This is a genomic window from Megasphaera sp. NM10, from assembly GCF_000417505.1.
GTDB lineage: Bacteria > Bacillota > Negativicutes > Veillonellales > Megasphaeraceae > Megasphaera > Megasphaera intestinihominis.
On record NZ_APHY01000016.1, the window covers coordinates 46,228 to 67,787 of the forward strand.

The 21,560-nt window shown below is 50.5% G+C and carries 23 protein-coding genes; 14 read left to right on the forward strand and 9 right to left on the reverse strand.

The genetic code is table 11. The features are described from left to right. Positions 1–6 precede the first annotated feature (6 nt). From NM10_RS03860 to NM10_RS03895, 7 genes are all read right to left on the reverse strand, one after another. On the reverse strand, positions 7–327 hold the full coding sequence (locus tag NM10_RS03860) for a metal-sensing transcriptional repressor (RefSeq protein WP_020310295.1): 321 nt from the start codon (positions 325–327) through the stop codon (positions 7–9). A 467-nt stretch (positions 328–794) separates the two neighbouring features. Then, positions 795–1,223: an OmpH family outer membrane protein gene (locus NM10_RS03865; protein WP_020310296.1), complete on the reverse strand. Its 429-nt coding sequence runs from the start codon at positions 1,221–1,223 to the stop codon at positions 795–797. Positions 1,224–1,327: 104 nt separating this feature from the next. Further along, entirely contained in the window at positions 1,328–1,741 is a 414-nt protein-coding gene (locus NM10_RS03870) for a GerW family sporulation protein (RefSeq protein ID WP_020310297.1), read from the reverse strand. A 224-nt stretch (positions 1,742–1,965) separates the two neighbouring features. Continuing rightward, positions 1,966–2,481: a hypothetical protein gene (locus tag NM10_RS13760; RefSeq protein WP_147675854.1), complete on the reverse strand. Its 516-nt coding sequence runs from the start codon at positions 2,479–2,481 to the stop codon at positions 1,966–1,968. Between the two features lie 73 nt (positions 2,482–2,554). Further along, on the reverse strand, positions 2,555–3,679 hold the full coding sequence (locus tag NM10_RS03885; RefSeq protein ID WP_020310299.1) for an NADH:flavin oxidoreductase: 1,125 nt from the start codon (positions 3,677–3,679) through the stop codon (positions 2,555–2,557). Between the two features lie 177 nt (positions 3,680–3,856). Next, entirely contained in the window at positions 3,857–4,291 is a 435-nt protein-coding gene (locus NM10_RS03890; RefSeq protein WP_020310300.1) for a MerR family transcriptional regulator, read from the reverse strand. A gap of 12 nt (positions 4,292–4,303) precedes the next feature. Then, the gene (locus NM10_RS03895; protein ID WP_020310301.1) at positions 4,304–5,428 is read right to left on the reverse strand and encodes an alpha/beta hydrolase; all 1,125 of its coding nucleotides are present in this window, start codon (positions 5,426–5,428) and stop codon (positions 4,304–4,306) included. A gap of 423 nt (positions 5,429–5,851) precedes the next feature. Here NM10_RS03895 and NM10_RS03900 point away from each other — a divergent pair, with 423 nt between their 5' ends. Then, positions 5,852–7,135 (forward strand): adenylosuccinate synthase, encoded by a 1,284-nt coding sequence (locus tag NM10_RS03900; protein WP_020310302.1) that lies wholly within the window; start codon positions 5,852–5,854, stop codon positions 7,133–7,135. 500 nt (positions 7,136–7,635) lie between these two features. Here NM10_RS03900 and NM10_RS03905 read toward each other — a convergent pair whose 3' ends face one another. Continuing rightward, positions 7,636–8,289, reverse strand: a complete 654-nt coding sequence (locus NM10_RS03905) for a hypothetical protein (RefSeq protein WP_020310303.1) — start codon at positions 8,287–8,289, stop codon at positions 7,636–7,638. A gap of 162 nt (positions 8,290–8,451) precedes the next feature. On the opposite strand from NM10_RS03905, the gene NM10_RS03910 reads away from it, so the two are divergent. From NM10_RS03910 to NM10_RS03925, 4 genes are all read left to right on the forward strand, one after another. Then, positions 8,452–9,303, forward strand: a complete 852-nt coding sequence (locus NM10_RS03910) for a ParB/RepB/Spo0J family partition protein (protein ID WP_020310304.1) — start codon at positions 8,452–8,454, stop codon at positions 9,301–9,303. 35 nt (positions 9,304–9,338) lie between these two features. Further along, complete coding sequence (locus NM10_RS03915; RefSeq protein WP_020310305.1) at positions 9,339–9,869, forward strand: DUF4446 family protein; 531 nt, start codon at positions 9,339–9,341, stop codon at positions 9,867–9,869. A gap of 16 nt (positions 9,870–9,885) precedes the next feature. After that, positions 9,886–10,908: a peptidoglycan DD-metalloendopeptidase family protein gene (locus tag NM10_RS03920; protein ID WP_020310306.1), complete on the forward strand. Its 1,023-nt coding sequence runs from the start codon at positions 9,886–9,888 to the stop codon at positions 10,906–10,908. A gap of 201 nt (positions 10,909–11,109) precedes the next feature. Further along, positions 11,110–12,216, forward strand: coding sequence for an ABC transporter substrate-binding protein (locus NM10_RS03925; protein WP_020310307.1), 1,107 nt, complete (start codon positions 11,110–11,112; stop codon positions 12,214–12,216). Positions 12,217–12,265: 49 nt separating this feature from the next. Here the strand turns inward: NM10_RS03925 and NM10_RS03930 are convergent, their stop codons facing one another. Next, positions 12,266–12,988: a M48 family metallopeptidase gene (locus NM10_RS03930; RefSeq protein WP_020310308.1), complete on the reverse strand. Its 723-nt coding sequence runs from the start codon at positions 12,986–12,988 to the stop codon at positions 12,266–12,268. Between the two features lie 76 nt (positions 12,989–13,064). Between NM10_RS03930 and NM10_RS03935 the strand changes: the two genes are divergently transcribed. The 9 genes from NM10_RS03935 (at position 13,065) to NM10_RS03970 (ending at position 21,553) form a co-directional block, all read left to right on the forward strand. Then, the gene (locus NM10_RS03935; protein WP_020310309.1) at positions 13,065–13,619 is read left to right on the forward strand and encodes a 3'-5' exonuclease; all 555 of its coding nucleotides are present in this window, start codon (positions 13,065–13,067) and stop codon (positions 13,617–13,619) included. A 418-nt stretch (positions 13,620–14,037) separates the two neighbouring features. Continuing rightward, positions 14,038–14,616 (forward strand): MFS transporter, encoded by a 579-nt coding sequence (locus tag NM10_RS14130; RefSeq protein ID WP_204365340.1) that lies wholly within the window; start codon positions 14,038–14,040, stop codon positions 14,614–14,616. Positions 14,617–14,618: 2 nt separating this feature from the next. Beyond that, entirely contained in the window at positions 14,619–15,254 is a 636-nt protein-coding gene (locus NM10_RS14135; RefSeq protein WP_020310311.1) for an MFS transporter, read from the forward strand. Between the two features lie 14 nt (positions 15,255–15,268). After that, positions 15,269–15,703, forward strand: a complete 435-nt coding sequence (locus NM10_RS03945) for a MarR family winged helix-turn-helix transcriptional regulator (protein ID WP_020310312.1) — start codon at positions 15,269–15,271, stop codon at positions 15,701–15,703. A 121-nt stretch (positions 15,704–15,824) separates the two neighbouring features. Continuing rightward, on the forward strand, positions 15,825–16,772 hold the full coding sequence (locus tag NM10_RS03950) for a 2-hydroxyacid dehydrogenase (protein WP_020310313.1): 948 nt from the start codon (positions 15,825–15,827) through the stop codon (positions 16,770–16,772). 279 nt (positions 16,773–17,051) lie between these two features. Continuing rightward, the gene (gene uxuA, locus NM10_RS03955; protein ID WP_020310314.1) at positions 17,052–18,131 is read left to right on the forward strand and encodes a mannonate dehydratase; all 1,080 of its coding nucleotides are present in this window, start codon (positions 17,052–17,054) and stop codon (positions 18,129–18,131) included. 16 nt (positions 18,132–18,147) lie between these two features. Continuing rightward, positions 18,148–19,746, forward strand: coding sequence for a mannitol dehydrogenase family protein (locus tag NM10_RS03960; protein ID WP_020310315.1), 1,599 nt, complete (start codon positions 18,148–18,150; stop codon positions 19,744–19,746). Positions 19,747–19,768: 22 nt separating this feature from the next. Continuing rightward, positions 19,769–21,103 carry a gluconate:H+ symporter gene (locus tag NM10_RS03965; RefSeq protein ID WP_020310316.1) on the forward strand — a complete coding sequence of 445 codons (1,335 nt, stop codon included), beginning with the start codon at positions 19,769–19,771 and terminating at the stop codon, positions 21,101–21,103. Positions 21,104–21,118: 15 nt separating this feature from the next. Continuing rightward, positions 21,119–21,553: an HIT family protein gene (locus tag NM10_RS03970; protein ID WP_020310317.1), complete on the forward strand. Its 435-nt coding sequence runs from the start codon at positions 21,119–21,121 to the stop codon at positions 21,551–21,553. The last annotated feature ends 7 nt before the right edge of the window (positions 21,554–21,560 follow it).

The window sequence follows — 21,560 nt, forward strand, 5'->3', positions numbered from 1 at the left end:
ACTCCTTTATTTCATGAGTTTCTGAAGGGCGCAGACGAGTTCATCGACGACTTCGTCTTTGCCTTCACGGATGTCGTGGACGACGCAGGACTTGATATGCTGGCCCAGGAGTTCCTTATTGAAAGAATTCAATGCCGACTGGATGGCACTGACCTGAGTCAGGATATCAATGCAGTAGCGGTCGTCTTCGACCATCTTTCGCACACCCCGTACCTGGCCCTCGATGCGGTTCAGGCGGGAAATGAGCGATTTATACTCTTTGCCCTCTTTGTTGCGATACTTATGTTTCTCCGTATCGCAGCAGGGACAGACTTTCTTTTCGTCCATAATTGAGTTCTCCTTTCATTTAAATACCCCTATGGGGTACATTGATATAATATACCGATATGGGGTATATGTCAAGGGGGTTTTAGCGGTTAGTAGTTAGGGGTTAGGGGCTAGCGGATGGTTTTTAATTTGTAGGGGCGCCCACGGACCCCTACGAACGCTAACCGCGGATTGTTAAAAAAAGGACTACGTATGATGATATAAGCCCTCATACGATAGTCCTTTTTCTGTAGGGGCGTCCGCCCCGGGATTATGCGATTTCACTGTAGGGGCGACCGCGTGGGGCGCCCGCTCCGGAATATGTCTGATATCCCAATCAGTTTGCCAGGGGAATCATCCCAGTTCCTAACGGGTCGCCCACGTGCGACCCCTACGGTGCGGCCATGAGGCCGCCACGAGCCACTAACACTAACCACTAACCACTAACCATTAAAAAAAGCTGCCGCAAAGCGACAGCTTTTTTACTCCTATTTCAACAATGCTTTTACAGCTTCTGTTTCATCCGTAGCGTTTTCAGTACCGGAGATGATGGCACCCTGGACTACGATGCAGTCGAGGCCTTTGTCCTTGCGGACCTGTTCGACTTTGGAAACGACGTCTTTTTCAATGGGGACGATCAGTTTGTTTTCCAATTTGCTCAAGTTCTGAGCCAATTCACGGCCGAGGTTCTGGCGTTCCTGGTCGGTCTTCATTTTCGGAGCTTTTTTAGCGAACTGTTCGTTAGCGTCTTTAACGGCAGCCTGCATCTGGGCGCTGACTTTCGGGAAGTCCTTATGGGACTGTACCAATGTATCGAAGTTGACGACACCGACGCCGGAAGCAAAGGCCGACGAAACAGCGACGAGGCTCATCATTCCCATAACGGCAAGGGATGCTAATTGTTTTTTCAGTTTCATAATGTATTCCTCCTGTGCCGCAGAGCGGCTGAATTACTCTTTCTTACTATGGTTCTATTCGTATATTATAACAAACTTACCGATAAAGTACAACCTGCACAGAATCAGGCTTTTTCGTCGTCGCCTTCTGCTTTGTCTTCTTCATCGTCGTGAATATAAATGTATTTGTCTTTTTTCATCTTGTCGATGATTTCCGGTGCCATGGCGATGAGTTTTTCAAAGGCCGAAGCCTGGTAGCCATCTTTCTTGATGGAGAACATTTCTACCCGGTCCCCTTTGATGACCAGGATGGCAGCTGGTTCCATCTTGGCACCGCCGCCGCTGCCGGCACTGCTGCGCCCGTTTTCGGTCTTGCCGTTGACGCCGCCGGACCCGAAGCCAAAGGTGACGTCTACGAACGGTACCAGGATGGCGTCACCGATGTGGACGGCCTGGCCGACGACGGTTTCGACTTTGATCATTTCTTTGAAACTTTCAAAAATTTGTTCCAAGTTGTTCTTGATGTACGAGTTATCCATGTTGTTCCTCCTTGTTCACAGCGTGCCACTCAGCCCATAAACGGCGTACAGGCCGGGAGGCGGCAAAGGCGGCTGTAAACAGAAGCAGCACTGCCGGATATAGACGGCCCGAAGCACGGACGGTACAGTCATACTGTTCCTCTACGAAATTGAATTGTAAGTCTGTGACGCTCCCCGGACAGATGGCATAGAGGGCACCGGCCAGCATCCCCGTTTCATGCGGTTCAGGGAGGCCGACGATGCCGGTCAGGGTGAAGCGGCGGATTTGGCCGTGGCCGAGCAGGCGCGACAGCCAGGTGAAGAAAGCCGCTAAAAAGTCGGCATTGAAGAAGCTGGCTAAGAACCGGCGTATGGGCGGTTTCTTTTTTTTTCGCTTCTTTCGCGTCACTCTGTGCTGGGGCATCCGGCCCTTCCTGGCGGAGCAGGTCTTCATACGTGAGGCGCTGGCTTTCTTTTTCCAGTTCGTCCCAGGCCTTTTCTTCCTCTTCCGCTGTAGGGAGCGGCGGTTCGACAGACCCTTTCACGGCAGGGCTGCGCTTCCAGCACATATGCAGTTCATGATGCGGCTCCTCGCCCAGCGTATAGGACCAGGATGCATCGGCCAATTTCCGGCCCCATCGGCCCTGGCCTTCGATGTGGAAAGGCGTCCCGATATGGATGGTAAGGGCGTAGGAGACGGGCAGGCAGAGGATGAGCAGTATGCAGCTGAATAAGATGGCAAGGATGACGATGATTGCCATAGGGCAGCCCCCTTTTGTGAAAATAATCCGTTACTTTTATTTATTCGATGAACTCGGGGCGATTTCCTCTTTTTTAGGCGTCTTGTTTCGCTTTTTCTTGTTTATTGAAAATGCAGTCCACATCTTCGGCACCGAAGCAGCGGGAACAGGAAATGCACAGGGCCGGTTCGGTATCGCCCGATTTCCAGCGGTTCGGCAGGTCCGGCTGGCGCAGGTAGGGACGGCTCATGGACACGAAAGCCAGGTCTGTCGATTCCAGTGTATCTTCGATATCTTCGACCTTGCGGAAACCGCCGACGACGCCGACATCGATTTTGTCTTTCAGCATAGCTGCGGCTTCAGAGGCATAGGCTTTGAAATACATCGGTTCCTTTGTGCGGCGGATAGCCCGGATCGGGCCCTTGCGCGGCAGGGACGATGTGTTGCCGCCGCTGACTTCGATGGCGTTTACACCCATGTCGGCCAGCCAGGTCATGACCTGCTTGCTTTCTTCAAAGGTCATGCTGCCGTCTTTCATGAAATCGGCACAGTTCAATTTGACCCAGACCGGATAATCGGCGCCGACGGCCTGGCGCATGGCGGCGACACATTCCAGGAGGAAGCGGGCCCGGTTTTCCAGGCTGCCGCCGTAGGCATCGGTGCGGGTGTTGAAATGGGGCGACAAGAACTTGCTGGCCAGGTAGCCGTGGGCGCCGTGGAACTGGACGCCGTCGAAACCGGCGGCCTTGGCTCTGGCAGCGGCTTTGGCGACGGCTTCCGTCAGTTCGTGGATCTGGTCGACTGTCAGGGCCTGCGATTCCTGGGTCCACTTGCCGACCTTTTCCGTAACGCCGCTGGGGCTGATGATAATGCGCGTTTCCCCTTCCGGGATTTCCGGCAGGAGGATGGCGGACCCCATGACGACGAGCTGGGCGATGATTTTTCCGCCGTGCTGGTGGACGCGGTGGACGACCTGGGACAGCGGGGCAATACATTCATCATCGTCGATGCGGATCTGGCAGTGCTGACGCGGTTCCATTTTGGTAGTAGCCATCATGCCGGTAATAATGATACCGGCACCGCCGTCGGCCAGATTTTCATACATTTGGGCCAGCTTTTCTGTCGGAAGGCCGTAGTTCCCCATTCCTTCAAAGGTAGCAGAACGGACAAGGCGGCACTTCGCTTCAATACCGCCGATGTGACATGTATCAAATAACATGGTAGAAATCTCTCCTTGGTAATAAAAAATGAATTTCAGTTTATCCCGAATATTATACAATATTTGAGGAAATAAGCCAATGCATTATTTGAGGAAATAAGCCAATGCATTGTTTTTTGAACATTTGGGAGTTCATTTTAAAAAGGGCTTGTCGTCGTGCGACAAGCCCTTGGCTATTCACTTATTGGGATCATCAGGAGGTTTTTTACCTGTTTCTCGTTCATATTCATCGAAATCAATTTTGCTTTCTGAACCGAGTTCCAATGCTTTTTTATAGTACCATTCTTTAAAATCCAGCTCTTCCATGTAGTACTGCAGTTGTTCAATCTGATCCAGGACAAACTGACGCTGCTGGCGGATGAGGGCCTGCCGTTCTTTCAGGCTTTCATCGCCGCGCTGAGCCAGTTCGGCATATTCGCGGATGCGCTTGATGGGCATGCCCGTATTTTTCAGGCAGGTCAGCAGGTGGAGCCAGCGAATATCCATATCGCTGAAGAGACGGATACCGTTTTTCCGTTCTACCTGGGGCAGCAGCCCTTCTTTGTCATAATAGCGGATGGCAGACGGACTGATACCAGTCATCTGCGCCGCTTGTGAAATCGTATAAGACATAGTTTATCTCCCTTATTTTAAATACTGCCGGTAGAAGGCTTCGATTTTGTCGAAGGGAATGACATCCATTTTATAATACAGGTCGGTGTGTACGGCATCGGGGATGATCAGCAGTTCTTTGTTGTTCCCTTTCAGTTTCTTGAACGCGTCTTCGCTGAAGTAGCGGGAGTGGGCTTTTTCCCCGTGGATCATCAGTACGGCGCTTTCGATTTCATCAGCCCGGGACAGAAGGGGCATGTTCATGAAATCGAGCAGGGAACTGAGAGTTGCGCCTGTGGTGGAGCCGAAGGACCGGGGGCTGTAGCCGCGTTTTTCCTGGTAGTAGTCATGATAATCCTTGACGAACTGTGGCGTATCGGCTGTTACTTCTGTGGGGACACCGCCGGCCATTTTATAGGTGCCATTCCGGTAATCTTCTGTGCGCTGGGCGCTGATGGCTTTGCGGGCTTCCATCCGTTCTTTTTTTAGGGTTGCTTCATCTTTTTCATAGTCGAAATAGCCATTGGCGATGACCCGGCTCATGTCGTACATGGTAGATGTGACCGTAGCTTTGACGCGCGTATCCATGGCAGCGTCATTCAGAGCAAAGCCGCCCCAGCCGCAGATGCCGAGGATGCCAATTTTTTCCGGGGCGATGTTATTGCGGGTGGACAGGTAATCGACGGCGGCAGAAAAATCTTCCGTGTTGATATCCGGTGAGGTCGTGTTGCGCGGTTCGCCGGCGCTTTCCCCGGTAAAGGACGGGTCGAAAGCCAGGGTGATGAATCCCCGGGCCGCTAATTCCTGGGCATAGCGGCCGGAAACCTGTTCCTTAACGGCACCATAAGGACCGGCTACGGCAATGGCAGCGAGTTTTTCACCTTGTTTCATATTTTTCGGCGTATAGAGGTCGCCGACTAACGTAATGCCATAGCGATTATGGAAGGTAATTTTTTGGTGAGCGACCTTCGCATTTTCTGGAAACGTCTTGTCCCATTTATTGGAAAGTGTTGCAGCGTCAATGGTTTCAGCCGGTGCTTTCGATGGAGCTGGGGCCTGGGCGGCATAACTGCTACCGGCACCTGCGCCGATGATGAAAAGGGAGCTGCACAGGGCAGCGAATACCATATTTTTCATGATGCGTTTTCTTAATTTCATAATTATAGGCCTCCTGTCAGAAAATTTATAGCTCATTTGTATTTCATGGCCTAAGCATAAACCTTAAAGGTAACTTTAAGTCAAGGGTTTTCTTTAGCGTGATTTCTTTATAACCCCCAAAACCTTTTGAGTTCATTGACAAAATGGGCTTAAATGATATACTTCTAGTAGAAGTAGTGAATTTTTGCAATTGAAACACGAAAGCCCCTGGAACTGCCATTCCAGGGGCTTTCTCTATGGTTTAGAACTATCCGCTAACCACTAACTGCTAGCCCCTAACCCCTTAAAAAGGATTGTCGTCATGCGACAGCTCCTTTTCTGCTCCTTTTGTAAAGAAATATGTTTTTAGTTGGCTTCACTAAGTGACTATGATATAATATAAGTGTTTGTTAATTTTACAATTCACGAAGGGATGTTGAATACATGGCTACAGCAATGGTAATCGGAACCCAATGGGGCGACGAAGGTAAAGGTAAGATTGTAGATTATTTGGCCCAGAAGGCCGATGTCGTCATCCGCTCCCAGGGTGGGAATAACGCCGGCCATACGGTCGTCGTCGACGATAAGTCCTTTGCACTGCGTCTTTTGCCGTCGGGTATCCTCTTTTCCGACAAAACTTGCATCATCGGCAGCGGCGTCGTTGTCAATCCGAAAGTCCTCCTTGAAGAAATCGAAGGCATGACCTCCAAAGGCGTGCAGATCAGCAAATTGGAAATTTCCACGCGTGCGCATGTCATCATGCCGTATCATATCCGCATTGATGAAGAAGATGAAAAACTCAAGGGCGACGCTAAAATCGGTACGACGAAGAACGGTATCGGACCGTGCTATGCCGACAAAGTCAACCGCGTAGGCATCCGCATCGGCGACCTCATGGACCGCGATGTCTTTGCCAAGAAACTGCGCATCAATATTGACCTTAAAAACCGTCTCTTTGAAAAATATTATGGCTGCGAAGGCTTCGATTACGATGAAGTCCTCAAAGAATACCTCGGCTATGCCGACCAGATCCGCCAGTATGTCAAGGATACGAACTACTCGGCGAACCTCTATGTCAGTGAAGGCAAGAAAGTCCTCTTTGAAGGGGCACAGGCTGCTATGCTCGACCTAGACCATGGTACATATCCCTTCGTTACCAGCTCCAATCCGACGGCTGGCGGTGCCTGCACTGGTTCCGGCGTCGGTCCTCGCCGTATGGAAAATATCGTCGGCGTCGTCAAAGCCTATACGACCCGCGTCGGCGCTGGCCCGTTCCCGGCAGAACAGCTCAACGAAGTCGGCGAATATCTGCGCAACACAGGCCATGAATTCGGCACGGTTACCGGTCGTCCCCGCCGCTGCGGCTGGCTCGACACGGCTGTCGTCAAATATGCAGCCATGCTGAACAGCCTCGATTACCTGGCTATTACCCGCCTGGACATCCTCGATGACCTGGATACTATTAAAATCTGCACGGGCTATAAATATAAAGGCCAGCTCTTGAAAGAATATCCGGCCAGCCTCGACGTCCTGGAAAACGTCGAACCGATTTATGAAGAAATGCCGGGCTGGAAAGCAGACATCTCGAAATGCAAATCCTATGATGAACTGCCTGAAGCTGCCCGCCACTATGTCGAACGCATCAGCGAACTCACAGGCGTTCCCCTGGGCATCGTCTCCGTCGGCCCGAACCGCAGCCAGACGATCATCCTCAAAAAGATTTTCTAAAAACAACTGAATTACACCATAATTGTGAAAAGGCGCTGTCTTATGAAGACAGCGCCTTTTTGAGTATTAAGTTCGCAGTTTGTAGTTTTTAGTGAAGGGTTTTAAATTTAAAGCCCTCTTCTACAAACTACAAACTCCATACTACAAACTATGAAGCAAAGGGAATCTCGCATGATGGCAGAAACCTTTGTGCGACAGTCCCTTTCAAGTTATTAGTGGTTCGTCAAAAACAAACGCCCCAATCGGGGCATCCGTAGGGGCCGTCCTGAAAGGCGGCCCGCCGTGACCAGTCGGTAATACATTATATGGTTCATGTGGCATGATTTTACGACCGGCGTTTTTTTCGGATTCAGATGCGGCGTTCCGCCGCGACAGACTCAAGCTGACAACGACGCTTCGGGAAACCCTCAGCGTGTAGCGGGACGCCCTTTGGGACGGCCCCTACGAGCTACGAGCCAGCGGTCCGCTGGCTAACGGCTAACCCCCCTAGCCCCTAGCCTCTACTCCCCGCAATGGCCGGCCATGGCGCAGGAGCTGCACGAGCCGGAGCAGCCACCGCCGATGAAGTTCAGGCCGATGACGCCGGTTACGGTTTTGCGTGGCATGAGCATGCCGCTGGGCAGGAGGGAGACGCCGATTTGTTCGGCGTGGACGGCCTGGGCGATGTTGGCCATCTGGCCGGACGGCCAGTCGCCAGTGCCGGGATTCATGATCCAGGCGGCTTTATAGCCTTTATCGGCGCCGGCTTCGTCGAGCATGTCGATGAGCTGTTTCGTATAGCCTGCTGTGGCGACGGCCAGGGCCGAATCGAGAGCCAGGCCGCGGGTGATGTCTTTATTCATGAACAGGGCATCGACCTCTTTTTCCAGGGCTTCGCCGAGGGTAACGGCATACATCAGGACGATGGCCGAATCTTCGATGCGCTGGTGGACAGTCGGGCTGTTGATGGTAAAGGGGCTGTCGCAAAGGACCATATGGGACGTGCTGTCATAGAAGCACTGCTGGCACGTAGCCTGGGGTTTGGCCAGTTCCATGACGCGCTGGCACGCTTCCTGGACGAAATCATCGGAAAGTTCAGCAGCTCCGCGCTGCAAGGCGTATTCTTTGACGCTGGCAGCGTCGATTTCCCGCAAGGGGTCGGTAAATGTTGGCATTTTTTACATCCTTTCTGAATCTGTACATTTGCTTCTTATTATACCATAGAAATTGTTAGAAAAATCAATGAAATCAGGGCAATAAATATTTGATTAAATGGTGGATAGACGATATACTATAATATAGACTTCAAAAATAATTTTGGAAGAAATGAGGTGGACATGGTGGCAGTCGACGAGTCTCCTGCTGAACGGGGCGCACCGGCGGAAATCGCCGTAGAATGTATCGTCCCCAATCCCCGGCAGCCGCGGCAGACCTTTGATGAACAGGGGCTGGCCGCTTTAGCGGATTCCATCCGTCAGCATGGGCTTGTCCAGCCTGTCGTTGTCCAGAAGGCCGGTCCCGGCCGATATGAGCTCATTGCCGGTGAGCGGCGGCTGCGGGCGGCCAAACGCTGTGGCCTGAAAACAGTGCCGGCTATCATACGAAGCTATACGCCCGATGAAGCGGCAGAAATTGCTCTCATCGAGAACCTGCAGCGCCAGGACCTGGATGCTATTGAAGAAGGCATGGCCTATGAACGGCTGATGAAGGACTTTGGCCTGACACAGGAACAGACGGCGCAGAAAGTCGGGAAAAGCCGGTCCCATGTGGCCAACATGGTCCGTCTGCTGCAGCTTCCAGCCGACATCAAGGAATGGATCGCTGCAGGCCGCCTATCCATGGGACAGGCCCGGCCTCTGTTGCAGCTGCCGTCTGCGAAACTGCAGCGGGAAGCGGCTCTGTACATTATGAAGCATGAGCTGTCGGCCCGCAAGGCAGAAGCCCTGGTCCGCCATCTGATGACCCAGGCCAAGCCCCGCCCGGAACCGGACGCCCATGTGGCCTGGCTGCAGGATAAGCTGAAGATGGCCTTGGGGACCGATGTGGCCATCCAGCTGGGGAAGGGCCGGAAAAAGGGGAAAATCGAGATTTCCTTTTCGTCAGAAGCAGAATTTGAACGGCTGCTGTCGATACTGACTGAAGAAAAAGAAGACACGCCGCGGTCACCTCTTTCTTCGTTTCATATATAATATTTTTGCATATTCATGTTCATGGGAGGAAAGAAATGCTGAATGTCGATATGCAGGCTGCCACGATGGCGCTTGCCGGTATTGGCGGGTTGATTTTATTGCTCTTGCTCGTCTATATCGTCATTTTACACAAGAAAATCAGAAAATTAGAAACGAATTACACCTTTTTTATGCAAGACGAAACGGGAGCCAGCGTCGAAGCGAAGCTGCGTGACGATGTCGATAAGCTGCATAACCTGCAGGGGACACTCGACATGATCCACCAGACGCAGAAGGATATCATGGCTGTCCAGAATCACTGTTTCCGTAAAATCGGGTTCGTTAAATATAATGCCTTTGACAATATCGGCAACAATCTGAGTTTTGCCTTTACCGTCCTCGACGGGAAAAATGATGGCTTCTGTCTTTCCAGTGTCTATGGGCGCAATGAATCGCGTATTTTTGCCAAACCGATCGTAGAGGGCAAGTGTCTCTATGGCATGAGTGAAGAAGAAAGGGAAAGCCTGGATAACGCATTGAATTACAGCGGTGACATGCAGGCTGTTCAAAAGGATCTGGAAGGATAACAAAGAGGGGAAAAGCGTGAAGATCCACATCAAGATATATCCATGGATGCGCAACCTGCAATCATGGTGCCAACGCATGAAGGCCTGGGAAACACCGGCATGGTGGCCGTCGTTCCTGAAAACGGACCGGACGGAGCCATTAGTCGTGACACCGGCGCAATATAAGAAACTCGTCCGCGGCTGTGCTGTCGCAGTGGTCGTCATTGTAATCGCTGCAGGCATCGGCATTTACGAGTTCGTTTCGCTTCAGCAGGCCAAGGCCCAGGAAGCACTGCATGAACAGCAGCTGGAATTGATGCGTGAAAAGACGACATCGCTCCAGGAAAAGATGGATAAAATGGATTCCCTGGATCAGGAGCTGCGGCAAATGGTCAAGGGGTCGGGGGCTGGTGACAGCCCAAAAGGTGACGGTGGCGTAGCAGGGGGACAAAAGAAATCTCCGGACCTTTCTCATGCCAGCTACAATGACCTGTTATTGGCCACCTCCCGCTTGGAAACCCGCAGTAACGCCCGCATCATCAGCTTCATCACCTTGAAGACGGTCTTGAGCGATACGGCAGGCGAACAGGTTCGGCAAATGCAGCAGATTACGCATAAATATCAGGGTGGTGCCCTGGGCGGCGGAAATAATGGCGATGCCAGCAGCACGTCGACGACGCCTTCCATCTGGCCCGTCAGCGGGACAGTCACGTCTAACTTCGGTTATCGCGGCAATCCTATTGGCGGCGGTTCCGGCTTCCATGAAGGCATCGACATCGGCGTCGACTACGGGACGCCTGTCCGGGCGACGGCAGCCGGTAAAGTCACCATGGCCGGCTGGGTCGACGGCTATGGCAACCTCGTCGAAATCGACCATGGCAATGGCTTCGTTACCCGCTATGGCCATAACTCCATGCTTTTAGTCACAGTAGGACAGGAAGTCCGGGCTGGCTCGATCATCTCCCTGGCCGGCAGTACCGGCCGCAGCACAGGGCCGCACGTCCATTACGAAGTCCGCGTCAATGGATCCCCGACCAACCCGCTGCTGTTCCTGCCGTAGAGATTAGCGCATGCCGGTCTTTGTCATCATGCACGGTCTCTTTGTCTTCAAAGTTTGTAGTACAAAGTTTAGAGTTTGTAGAAGATGGTTTTCAATTTTTTACCATTTGCTGTAAACTAAAAACTACAAACTCAAAAGGGGACTGTCGCACGTGCGGCAGTCCCTTTTTTTACTACTATCCCCCAGGAAGGAGGCGCGTTTATGAAGAGAAACATGCAGATACTCGGCTTTTGTATGCTTTTTGTCATCCTTCTCTTGAGTGGCTGTTCTTTGATGCCAGCCAATACAGGGGTCCTCATCGGGACGAACCTGGCCTTGAGCGGCAAGGGTATGTCCTATTCGACATCGACGGAACGGGGCATCGAACTGGCCAAGGATATGGTCAATGACCGGGGCGGCCTCTTAGGTAAGCCCGTCCAGCTCGTATCGGTCGATAATCATGGTAAACCGGAAGATGCCGTAGCCGCTATCCAGCAGCTCACGGTGCGCCATGTGTCGGCCATCATCGGCCCGGACTTGGCCGATTGTACGCGGGCTGTCATCCCCAACGTGGAAGCCGTGAAGATTCCCCTCATCAGTCCGGCCTGCACACAGCCGGATATCACCGTCGATGCCCAGTCCCATGAGGTGTACCGCTATATTTTCCGCGCCGCTTATATCGATGCTTCCCAGGGGCGGGCCATGGCCGACTATGCGCTGAAACAGCTCCATGTCAAGCGGGCGGCAGTCTTTTATTATCCGGATAAGATGTATGCCCAGGGCCTGGCCGAATATTTCCGCAGTGCCTTTGCTGCCAGCGGCGGTGACGTGCCCGTCTATATTCCCGTAGAAAATGTACTGGACCTGACTAAATACCTGCCCTTGTTGCAGCGGGAACAGGTCGACGTCATCTATCTGCCCGGTTATGATGACTGGACGATACCGGCTATCGAGCTGCTGCGCAGTCACGGCGTTTCCCTGCCCCTCTTAGGGCCGGACGGCTGGAATGGCCCCAAGATGGAACGGGATGTCGACAAGGATTATTTGACCCAGGTCTATTATACGGACCATTATGCCGGCCACGACGCGACGGATGCGGCCAAGCGCTTTTCTCAGGCTTATTATGAAAAGTATGGGGAATGGCCGGATAGTTATGCCGCCCTGGGGTACGACGCCTTCATGATGACGGCCGATGCCATTGAACGCTGTCAGTCAGCCGAAGCGGCCGATGTGGCCCGGGAACTGGTGAAGACCATCGATTACGATGCGCGACGGGGACCATTTCCCTCGATGCCAATCACGATGCCATTAAAGACGTCTTCATCATGACCTTCCAAGATGGCCGGCCGGAACTGGCGGCGACGATTCCCGCTGACCATCAGACACAGTAAGGCAGATACTTCGCCATGGCCTGGCGCCGGGCTTTCCAGTCGGGCATGCGGATGGTCATGGCGTCATAGAAATGGCGGGAATGATTGGGCTGGAGAAAATGGCAGAGCTCATGGAGCATGACGTGGTCGATGATGGCTTCAGGCATGATGGCCAGGTAGGTGTTCATGGTGACGATGCCTTTGAGGGGCATGCAGGACCCCCAGCGCGACCGCATGACCCGCTGTTTCAGGACCGGGTCGGGCAGGGCGAGGCCGGCGAATAAGGGCTGCATACGGGACAAACTGGCAGGAAAGAGTTTCTTCCCCAGGGCTTGCAGCAGCTTATGATAGAGCTTCTGCCGCATGACCGGCGTGTCATCGGCCAGTTCCATGAAGACCGTCTGGCCGCTGCGGCGGATGCTGTTGTGCAGGCCCAGGCGGACGTCGAGCCTGTAGGGCTGGCCTGCCAGATAGAGCGTGTCGCCGTCGCTGAGGGTCAGTATGGGGAATTTCTGTTTCCGTTCTTCCATTTCGCGGATGGCGCGGATGATGAAGTCCGTCTTCTTTTCCAGGAAATCCTCGATATAAGCCCAGGGGACGCGGGCCGGTGCCGACAGGTACAGCGTGCCGTCGCTGCGGACGTGGAGATTGATGTTTTTCACTTTCTTGCGGACCAGGATGACCGGGAAGGTCCGGCCCTGGGCCGTGAACTGGTGTTGTTCGCTCGTCATGGGAATACCTCGCAGAAATAAGATTTGTAGCTATTGTAAATAGAATTCGTTCGTTTGTCAAAAAGGAAGGTAGATTATGCTCGATTTTACGGCTATCGACTTTGAAACGGCCAATAAATACGCCAACAGTGCCTGCTCCCTGGCTGCGGTCACCATGAATGACGACCGCTGTGTCAAAGAAGGCTATACCCTCATCCGACCGCCTTTCATGGTTTTTGATTCAGGCAATATCCAGATCCATGGCATCACGCCGGACCAGGTCGCCCATAAACCAAAGTTCGATGCCCTGTGGGACCGCATCCGCCCTCATCTGGAAGGACGCATCCTGGTCGCCCACTATGCCGTCTTCGATACGCGGGTCCTGCGCAGCCTGCTGAAGACGTATCACCTGGAAAAGCCCCAGGCGTCCTATGCCTGCACTGTCGAAATCTCCCGCCGCGTCTGGCCGGACTTGCCCAATCATAAACTGGACACCGTTGCCGGTCACCTGGGCTATTCCTTCCATCACCATCAGGCCTTGGACGACGCCCGCGCCTGTGCCTACATCGTCCTCAAAGCCGCAGAAATCGTCGGCGCTTCGTCCATGGAAGAACTCCTCAAGGCGACGCACCTCAAGTTGAAGACACTGTGATAGAGTTTGTATTATGGACTTTGTAGGGGCCGTCCCAAAGGGCGGCCCGTCTGTCATGGTGGTGTACACGTAATGCATGACGGGTGATGCGTGAAAACATCCTTCATCTGCCCGAATAGCTATGTCTACAATTCACAGCGGGACGCCTAGCCACAGCTGTCCGTTTTGGCAGCCGTCCTGCGCCTCCTGCTGGTCGGCACCTGACGGGCCAAAAAGGCTTAGCAGGACGTCCCCTACGATATCGCATACAGGCGGTGGAAATGAACTCAAGACAGCTGCCGGAACGGACAACTTTTGAGATAAAAGCGTCCGGCATGATGGCAGAAATCCTCACATAGTATTGACTAGTCAATATAACAGTGTTATGATAGATTCCGTCAACAAATTTGACTAGTCAATTATAAAAGGAGCGATTGCAGTGATAAAAGAAAGATTATGGACTCGTGATTTCATGGCTCTGGTCCTGGCCAACGGTTTTTTGTTTGCCGGGTTTCATTTCCTCTTGCCGACGATTACCCTCTATGCGGCCAGTTTAGGGGCTACGGGTGGGGAAATCGGCCTCATCGGCGGTATCTTTGGTTATTCGGCCATCTGTATCCGTCTGTTCACTGATACGGGTGTCCACTATTTAGGGAAAAAGAAGTGCCTTTACCTGGGCCTGGCCCTTTCCATTTTGGCTACCGTGTCGTATTATATGTTTGATAGTATCCACGCCATCGTAGCTGCCCGCATCCTCCACGGCTTCGGTTTTGGCCTGAGTACGACCTTTGCGGCAGCTATCGTCGCCGATGTCATCCCGGCCAGCCGCCGCGGCGAAGGGATTGGTTATTTCGGCCTGGGCAGTACGGTCATGATGGCCCTGGCTCCGGCTGTTGGTTTATTTTTACTCAATGACATCAGCCCAGCAGCCCTGTTCTTTGCCTCGGCCGCCGTTTCCTTCCTGGCTGTCCTTGCCAGTGTGTCTTCTGTCATGCCGGCAAGAAAGTTCGTCGGGTAGAAGTGAAGGAAAAGGCTTCTCTGCGCGACCGCATCTGTGAAACCGGTACGGGCCTTCCCGCTGTTTTGACGATTTTCTTCGGTGCCGCCTATGGCAGTGTCAATACGTATATCGCCATGATGGCTGCTGAAGCGCATATCGAAAATGCCGGCCTGTTCTTCATCATCGGGATGCTGTTCGTCTTCATTTCCCGTCCTTTTGGCGGCCGTCTCCTCGATGCTAAAGGTGCTTTTGCCGTCGTCATGCCCGGATCGGTCTTGTACTTGATCGGCTTATTGCTCATCATGGCAGCTCATTCGCTCACGGTCTTATTGGCAGCGTCCGTCTTTTATGGCTTAGGTGCAGGCCTGCTGCTTCCGGCCCTGCTGACGTGGATTTTGAATATGGTCCGCCCGGAACGGCGCAGTTCTGCCAGCGCGACCTTCTATAATATGCTTGATATCGGCACCAGCACGGGTATCCTCGTCTTAGGCGTCATCGCCGGCATGGTAGGCTACCGCCACATGTACTGGAGCGTTACAGCTCTCATGATTTGCTTTGCTGTCCTGTTCATGTTCTGTCATTATCGTTATGGCAGCGATGTCATGGCCAGCCAGAAAGCGGGGAAAGGAGCTGTCGCCGATATCCATGAAGATTGAGAGGTATTACAATTATGGATATACAAGACCGGCAAGATGATGAACTAGTGCGGCAGTTATTTTGCACGACCCGTATCTTTTCCCGGACTTTAAATGGCTGTGTAGCGCCTTTGGGACTTCACAGCTCGGAATGGATGGTCCTGAACTTCATCCATTTGAACGACGGCATTGCCCAGGCTGAGCTGATCCGCTATTTCAAGGTGGAAGCGGCTGCGATTACGCGCACTTTGAGCCGGCTGGAAAAGAAAGGCCTCATTAGCCGCCATCCTATGGAAAAGGGGCGGGGAAAGTATATTGAATTGACAGCATCCGGCCAGGACTTGTTCGCCCAGGCAGAACCCTTTGTGACAGCTCATCGGCGACGGGCTCTGCAAGGCCTGTCGCCAGAGGAACGAAAACTATTATTGAGCCTATGTGCTAAAGTACAAGCGGCCTTAGACGAAAAATAGTATATGTTTTTATCATATAGAGGGTATACCTATACTGATTTCCCATAGATAGCTTACAAATTGCCAATATATGCGTATAATTAAATCAAAATATTACCTATGCTGAAAGGAGATTTTACAAATGAAAATTGTCTTGTTGGAATCGTTAGGTATCAGCCAGGAATTACTTGATTCGTATGTGAAACCCTTGAAAGAAAAAGGCTATGAATTCGCTGCGTATGAACGCAATGATGACCCGGCCGTCCAGATTGAAGAAGCCAAGGACGCCGATATCCTCATCATCGCCAATATGCCCCTCAAAGCCGAAGTCATCAATGCCTGCCCGAACTTGAAGTACATCGACGTCGCCTTTACCGGTGTCGACCACGTCGCTCTTGATGCGGCCAAAGCCAAAGGCATCAAAGTCAGCAATGCGTCCGGCTATTCGACAGTTGCCGTAGCTGAATTGACCATCGCCATGATGCTCGATTTGCTCCGCCGCGTACCTCAGGTCGATGCAGCCTGCCGTGCTGGCGGTACGAAAGCCGGCCTCGTCGGCAACGAACTGGAAGGCAAGACCGTCGCCCTCGTCGGTACCGGTCATATCGGCCATCGCGTCGCCGAACTGGTCCATGCCTTTGGCGCCAAGGTCATCGCCTATAACGGCTTCTCCCATAAAGCCGATACGGAACTGATTAAATACCTGCCCATGAAAGAAATGATGGAACAGGCCGATATCGTCAGCCTCCATTGCCCGGTTACGGACAAATCGAAGGGCTTGATCAATAAAGAAACCTTGTCGTACATGAAACCGACGGCCTTCCTCATCAACGAAGCCCGCGGTCCTGTCGTCGTATCCCAGGATTTGGCTGATGCATTGAACAGCGGTAAAATCGCCGGTGCCGGCATCGACGTTTTTGAAAACGAACCGCCTCTCGACACCAATCACCCGCTGCTCCATTCCAAGAACACTATCGTTACGCCGCACGTCGCTTTCGCTACGGCAGAATCCATGGCGAAACGCGCCGTCATCGTCTTTGACAACATCGACGCATACTTAGCCGGAAATCAGAAGAACGTCATTTTATAATGATATAGGGCTTGCCTGGTAGCAAGCCTGCAGGCCGCGGTTCGCAGACCGCAATCGTAGGGGCCGCCCAAAGGGCGGCCCGCTTTTTTTTGGCCATTTTCATGCCTTTTTATGCACAAAAATCATGGATTCAATTTTTCTATTCTACTTATTCAAATTATAATGTCTTACCTTGCTTAATGGATACTAGTATGGTAGTATGTAACTGCGAAAAGAAATAAAAGAAACATCAACGAAAACAAATATTTTATAATTCATTTATAATTGGAGGATTGCCTTATGAGAATGACCTTCCGTTGGTACGGAGAAAATGATGACAAAATTACCTTGCAGCAGATCGACCAGATTCCTGGTATGGACGGTATCGTCGGCGCTTTATTCGACATTCCTGTCGGCGAAGTATGGCCAGTAGAACCGCTGCTTCACATCAAAAAGCAGGCTGAAGCGAACAACCTGGTCTTCAAGGATCTGGAAAGCATCAACGTCCATGAAGACATCAAATTGGGCCTGCCCAGCCGTGACCAGTATATTGAAAATTACATCACGTCCCTGCGCAATGCTGCCAAAGCCGGCATCCAGATGGTCTGCTACAATTTCATGCCCGTCTTCGACTGGACCCGGACCGACCTGGCCAAACCCCTTTACGACGGCTCGACGGTCCTGGCTTATGACTACCATCTCATCGCCGGCAAGACGCCGCAGGACATGGCCCGGGAAATCCTCGACAACAGCAATGGCTTCGTCCTTCCCGGCTGGGAACCGGAACGGCTGAAAGAATTGTCGCACCTGTTTGAACAGTATGAAGGCATGGATGAAGACGGCCTGCGCAAGAACCTGGAATATTTCCTCAAAGCCATCGTTCCTGTCGCTGAAGAAGTCGGCATCAAGATGGCCATTCATCCCGATGATCCGCCGATTTCCGTCTTTGGCCTGCCGCGCATCGTCAAAAACGAAGACGACCTCGACAAAATCGCAGCCATGGTCGACAGTCCGAGCAACGGCTTCACCATTTGCACCGGTTCCCTCGGCTCGAACCGTCAGAACGACATTCCCCACATCATCCGCAAGTTCGGGAAAATGGGCCGCGTGAACTTCCTGCATATCCGCAACATCCAGGTTCATGAACCGTGGGTCTTCAACGAAGTCGCTCATAAATCGCAAATCGGCAACCTCGATATGTACGAAATCGTCAAAGCCGCTTATGACATCGGGTTCGACGGCCCTATCCGTCCGGACCACGGCCGCATGATCTGGGGCGAAGAAGGCCGTCCGGGCTATGGCCTCTACGACCGGGCCCTTGGTGCTAACTATATCTGTGGCTTATGGGATGCTATTAACCGCACGTGCGGGCAGTTATAAAAAGGAGGAACTTACGATGTTGCATTTGAATCGGCAAAGCTTGAAAGAAAATCGTGCTGAATGGGAAGCACAAGGGTTTCAGCTTTATTCCTTTGACGATGAAGCTGTTACGTCTTCAACTGCACAATCGCCTAAGTGGCTTCATGTAGGTGGGGGAAACATTTTTCGGGCTTTTATTGCCCCATTACAACAACAGTTATTAGAGACTGGCAAAGAGCATACTGGTATTAGCGTTATGACTACTCACAATATGGCTGTTATTGATGATGTGTATAGACCCTATGATAATTTGAGTGTGGCCGTCACTATGTATGCGGACGGGCATTTTGATAAAAAAGTCATAGGAAATGTTGTTGAATCTTTAGGCTGTGCTCGTAACCGGTTACAGGACTGGCAGAAACTGATTGATATTTTTACGTCACCAACATTGCAATTAGTTAGTTTTACCATTACAGAAAAAGGTTATAAATTAACTGATTATAAGGGAGATTACTTTGATGATGTAAATGCTGATTTAAATCAGGGACCAGAACATACACAAAGTGGGATGGGAAATTTAGCTGCTTTAACCTATGCCCGATATAAAAAAGGCGCTATTCCTTTTGCTTTTCTGAGCTTAGATAATTGCTCTCATAATGGTGATGTTATTAAAAAAGCCATTCATACTTTTGCAGTTTCGTGGAAAGAAAAAGGTTTTGTCGAAGATGGTTTTCTTGAATATGTAGATAAAAAAATTTCTTATCCTTATAGTATGATCGATAAAATTGTACCGGCTCCTTCTCGCAAAGTTCAAACTTATTTGCAGGGGTGTCATTTTGCTGATACACAACTCATTAAAGCTGGTCATAGTGATTATGCCGTATTTGTTAATTCTGAAGAAGCCCAGTATTTAGTTGTTGAAGATGATTTTCCGAATGGGCGCCCTGCTTTAGAAGATGTCGGTGTTATATTCACTGACCGAGATACCGTTAATAAAGTAGAACGGATGAAAGTAGGAACTTGCTTGAATCCTCTGCATACTACACTAGCTGTTTACGGGTGTTTACTTGGATATACATTGATTGCCGATGAAATGAAGGATTCGGAACTCAAAAAACTTATTGAATATATTGGTTATGACGAAGGAATTCCCGTTGTTGTTAACCCAGGAGTTATCAATCCTAAAGCTTTTATTGATGAATTATTAAGTAAACGTCTTCCCAATCCTAATGTACCAGATACGCCACAAAGAATTGCAACGGATACTTCGCAAAAAGTAGGTGTTCGTTATGGTGAAACCATCAAAGCCTATGGCGACAAAGCCAAGGATTTGAAATATATTCCCTTAGCCATTGCTGGTTGGTGCCGTTATTTGTTAGCTGTCGATGACGAAGGCAAGCACTTTGAACTGAGCCCGGACCCCTTGTTGAAAGACTTGCAGGCTGCCTTGGAAGGCATTACCCTGGGGAATCCTGATTCGGCCAAAGGCAAGTTGAAATCCATCTTAGCCAACAAGGAAATCTTTGGTAGCGACCTCTATGAAGTCGGCCTGGGCGAAAAAATTGAAGGCTACTTTGATGAACTCATTGCCGGTCCTCATGCCGTTCGGAATACGTTAGTTAAATATGTAAAATAAAACTTGTTAGGAGGCGCTATTTATGGAAAACATTATACCTGTTTTATGGGTAGGCGTAGCAATTGTATTATTATTGTTCATGACTGTAAAAATGAAATTGCACAGCATGATTGCCTTGTTGCTTATTGCTATTTTTGTTGCTTTTATGGAAGGAATGGATACAGTTACTTTAGTTAAAACGATAACTAAAGGGGCTGGTAGTACATTAGGCGGAGTTGGCTTAGTCATCGTTCTTGGGGCTGCTTTGGGTCAATTAATGACTGATTGTGGTGCATCTAAAAAAATTGCAGATACTATTGTTGCCCATTGTGGAACACGCACATTACGATGGGGCGTTATGTTTGTTGGTATTATTTTTGGTATTTCCATGTTTTTTGAAGTAGGGTTTATGGTAGTTGTTCCGTTGGTTGTTAGTATTGCTAAGGAAGCTAAAATTCCCTATATGTATTTGATTATTCCGGTATTAGCAGGTGTTGCACAAGCACATAGCGTTTTCCCGCCTCAGCCAGGACCGGTAGCTTTAGTGGATGCTTTTGGAGCTGACAGTGGGATGGTATATCTTTTGGGGCTGGTCGTAGTTATTCCTTCTGTTATTTGTGCTGGTATCATTTTACCTCGGTTTTTAAAAGGGCTTGATACCCTCGCAGTTCCTAAATTAGGGAATATTGACGAAAACTCATTGAAGTCTTTTAAATTACCGTCTTTTGCTATTTGTTTATTGATACCATTGTTGCCGGCAGTTTTTATGATTGGGCATACTATTATTGCTAATTTTGTTGCTAAAGGTACTTTCGTTTATACGACTTTTGAATTTTTAGGTAGCCCTAACGTTAGCTTACTTGTAGCGGTACTTGTTGCTATATATGTTTTTGGCATTCGTGCTGGGCGTAAAATTTCTGAAACTTCTGATACGATTTCCTCTGCTATTAAAGGGATATCTACGGTTGTTATGATTATTGGTGCTGGTGGTGTTTTTAAACAAGTCATTGTTGATGCAGGTGTAGGTCAGCATATTGCAGCTGCTGTTGCAGGGACATCTGTCTCGCCGCTGATTTTAGCCTTTGCCATTACGGTTGTTATTCGTTGGGCAACTGGTCAAGGGGCTGTTTCCGCGATTACTGCGGCAGGCATTGTTGCACCTTTGATTCCGGTATTTAATGTTAATCCAACATTGCTGATGTTAGCAACTGCTGTTGGGAGTAATACCATTACGATGCCGAATGATGCAGCATTTTGGATGATGAAAGAAACCTTCAATCTGTCGATGGGACAAACTTTTAAAACTTGGGGCTTATTAGAATTAGTTAACTCGGTTAGCGGGTTAGCGGTTGTATTAATTTTGTCATTGTTTATTTGATGAGGTGAGCTGAATATGATTGATCAAAACTGTGGTTATTGTGTAAAAGGCGAACCGCTTGCTAAATTCGGCATTTACATCTGCGACTTATCGGTCAGTATGCTGGTCCTGTTCAAAGAACAGAGTCATCCCGGCCGCTGCATCGTCGCCTATAAAGACCATGTCAGTGAAATGACGGACCTGAGCGACGAAGAACGCAATGCCTTTTTTGCCGACGTTGCCAAGGCGGCGAAAGCCATCCATCAGGCATTCCATCCGGATAAGGTAAACTATGGTTCCTATGCCGATACGGGGCATCATCTCCACGTTCACTTAGTGCCGAAATACAAAGATGATTTTGAATGGAACAGTACCTTTGCCATGAATCCGGACCGCGTCTATTTGACGGATGCCGCCTATGAAGACATGATTGACAAAATAAAGGCACAATTGGAGGAAAACCATGAGTAAAGTCTGA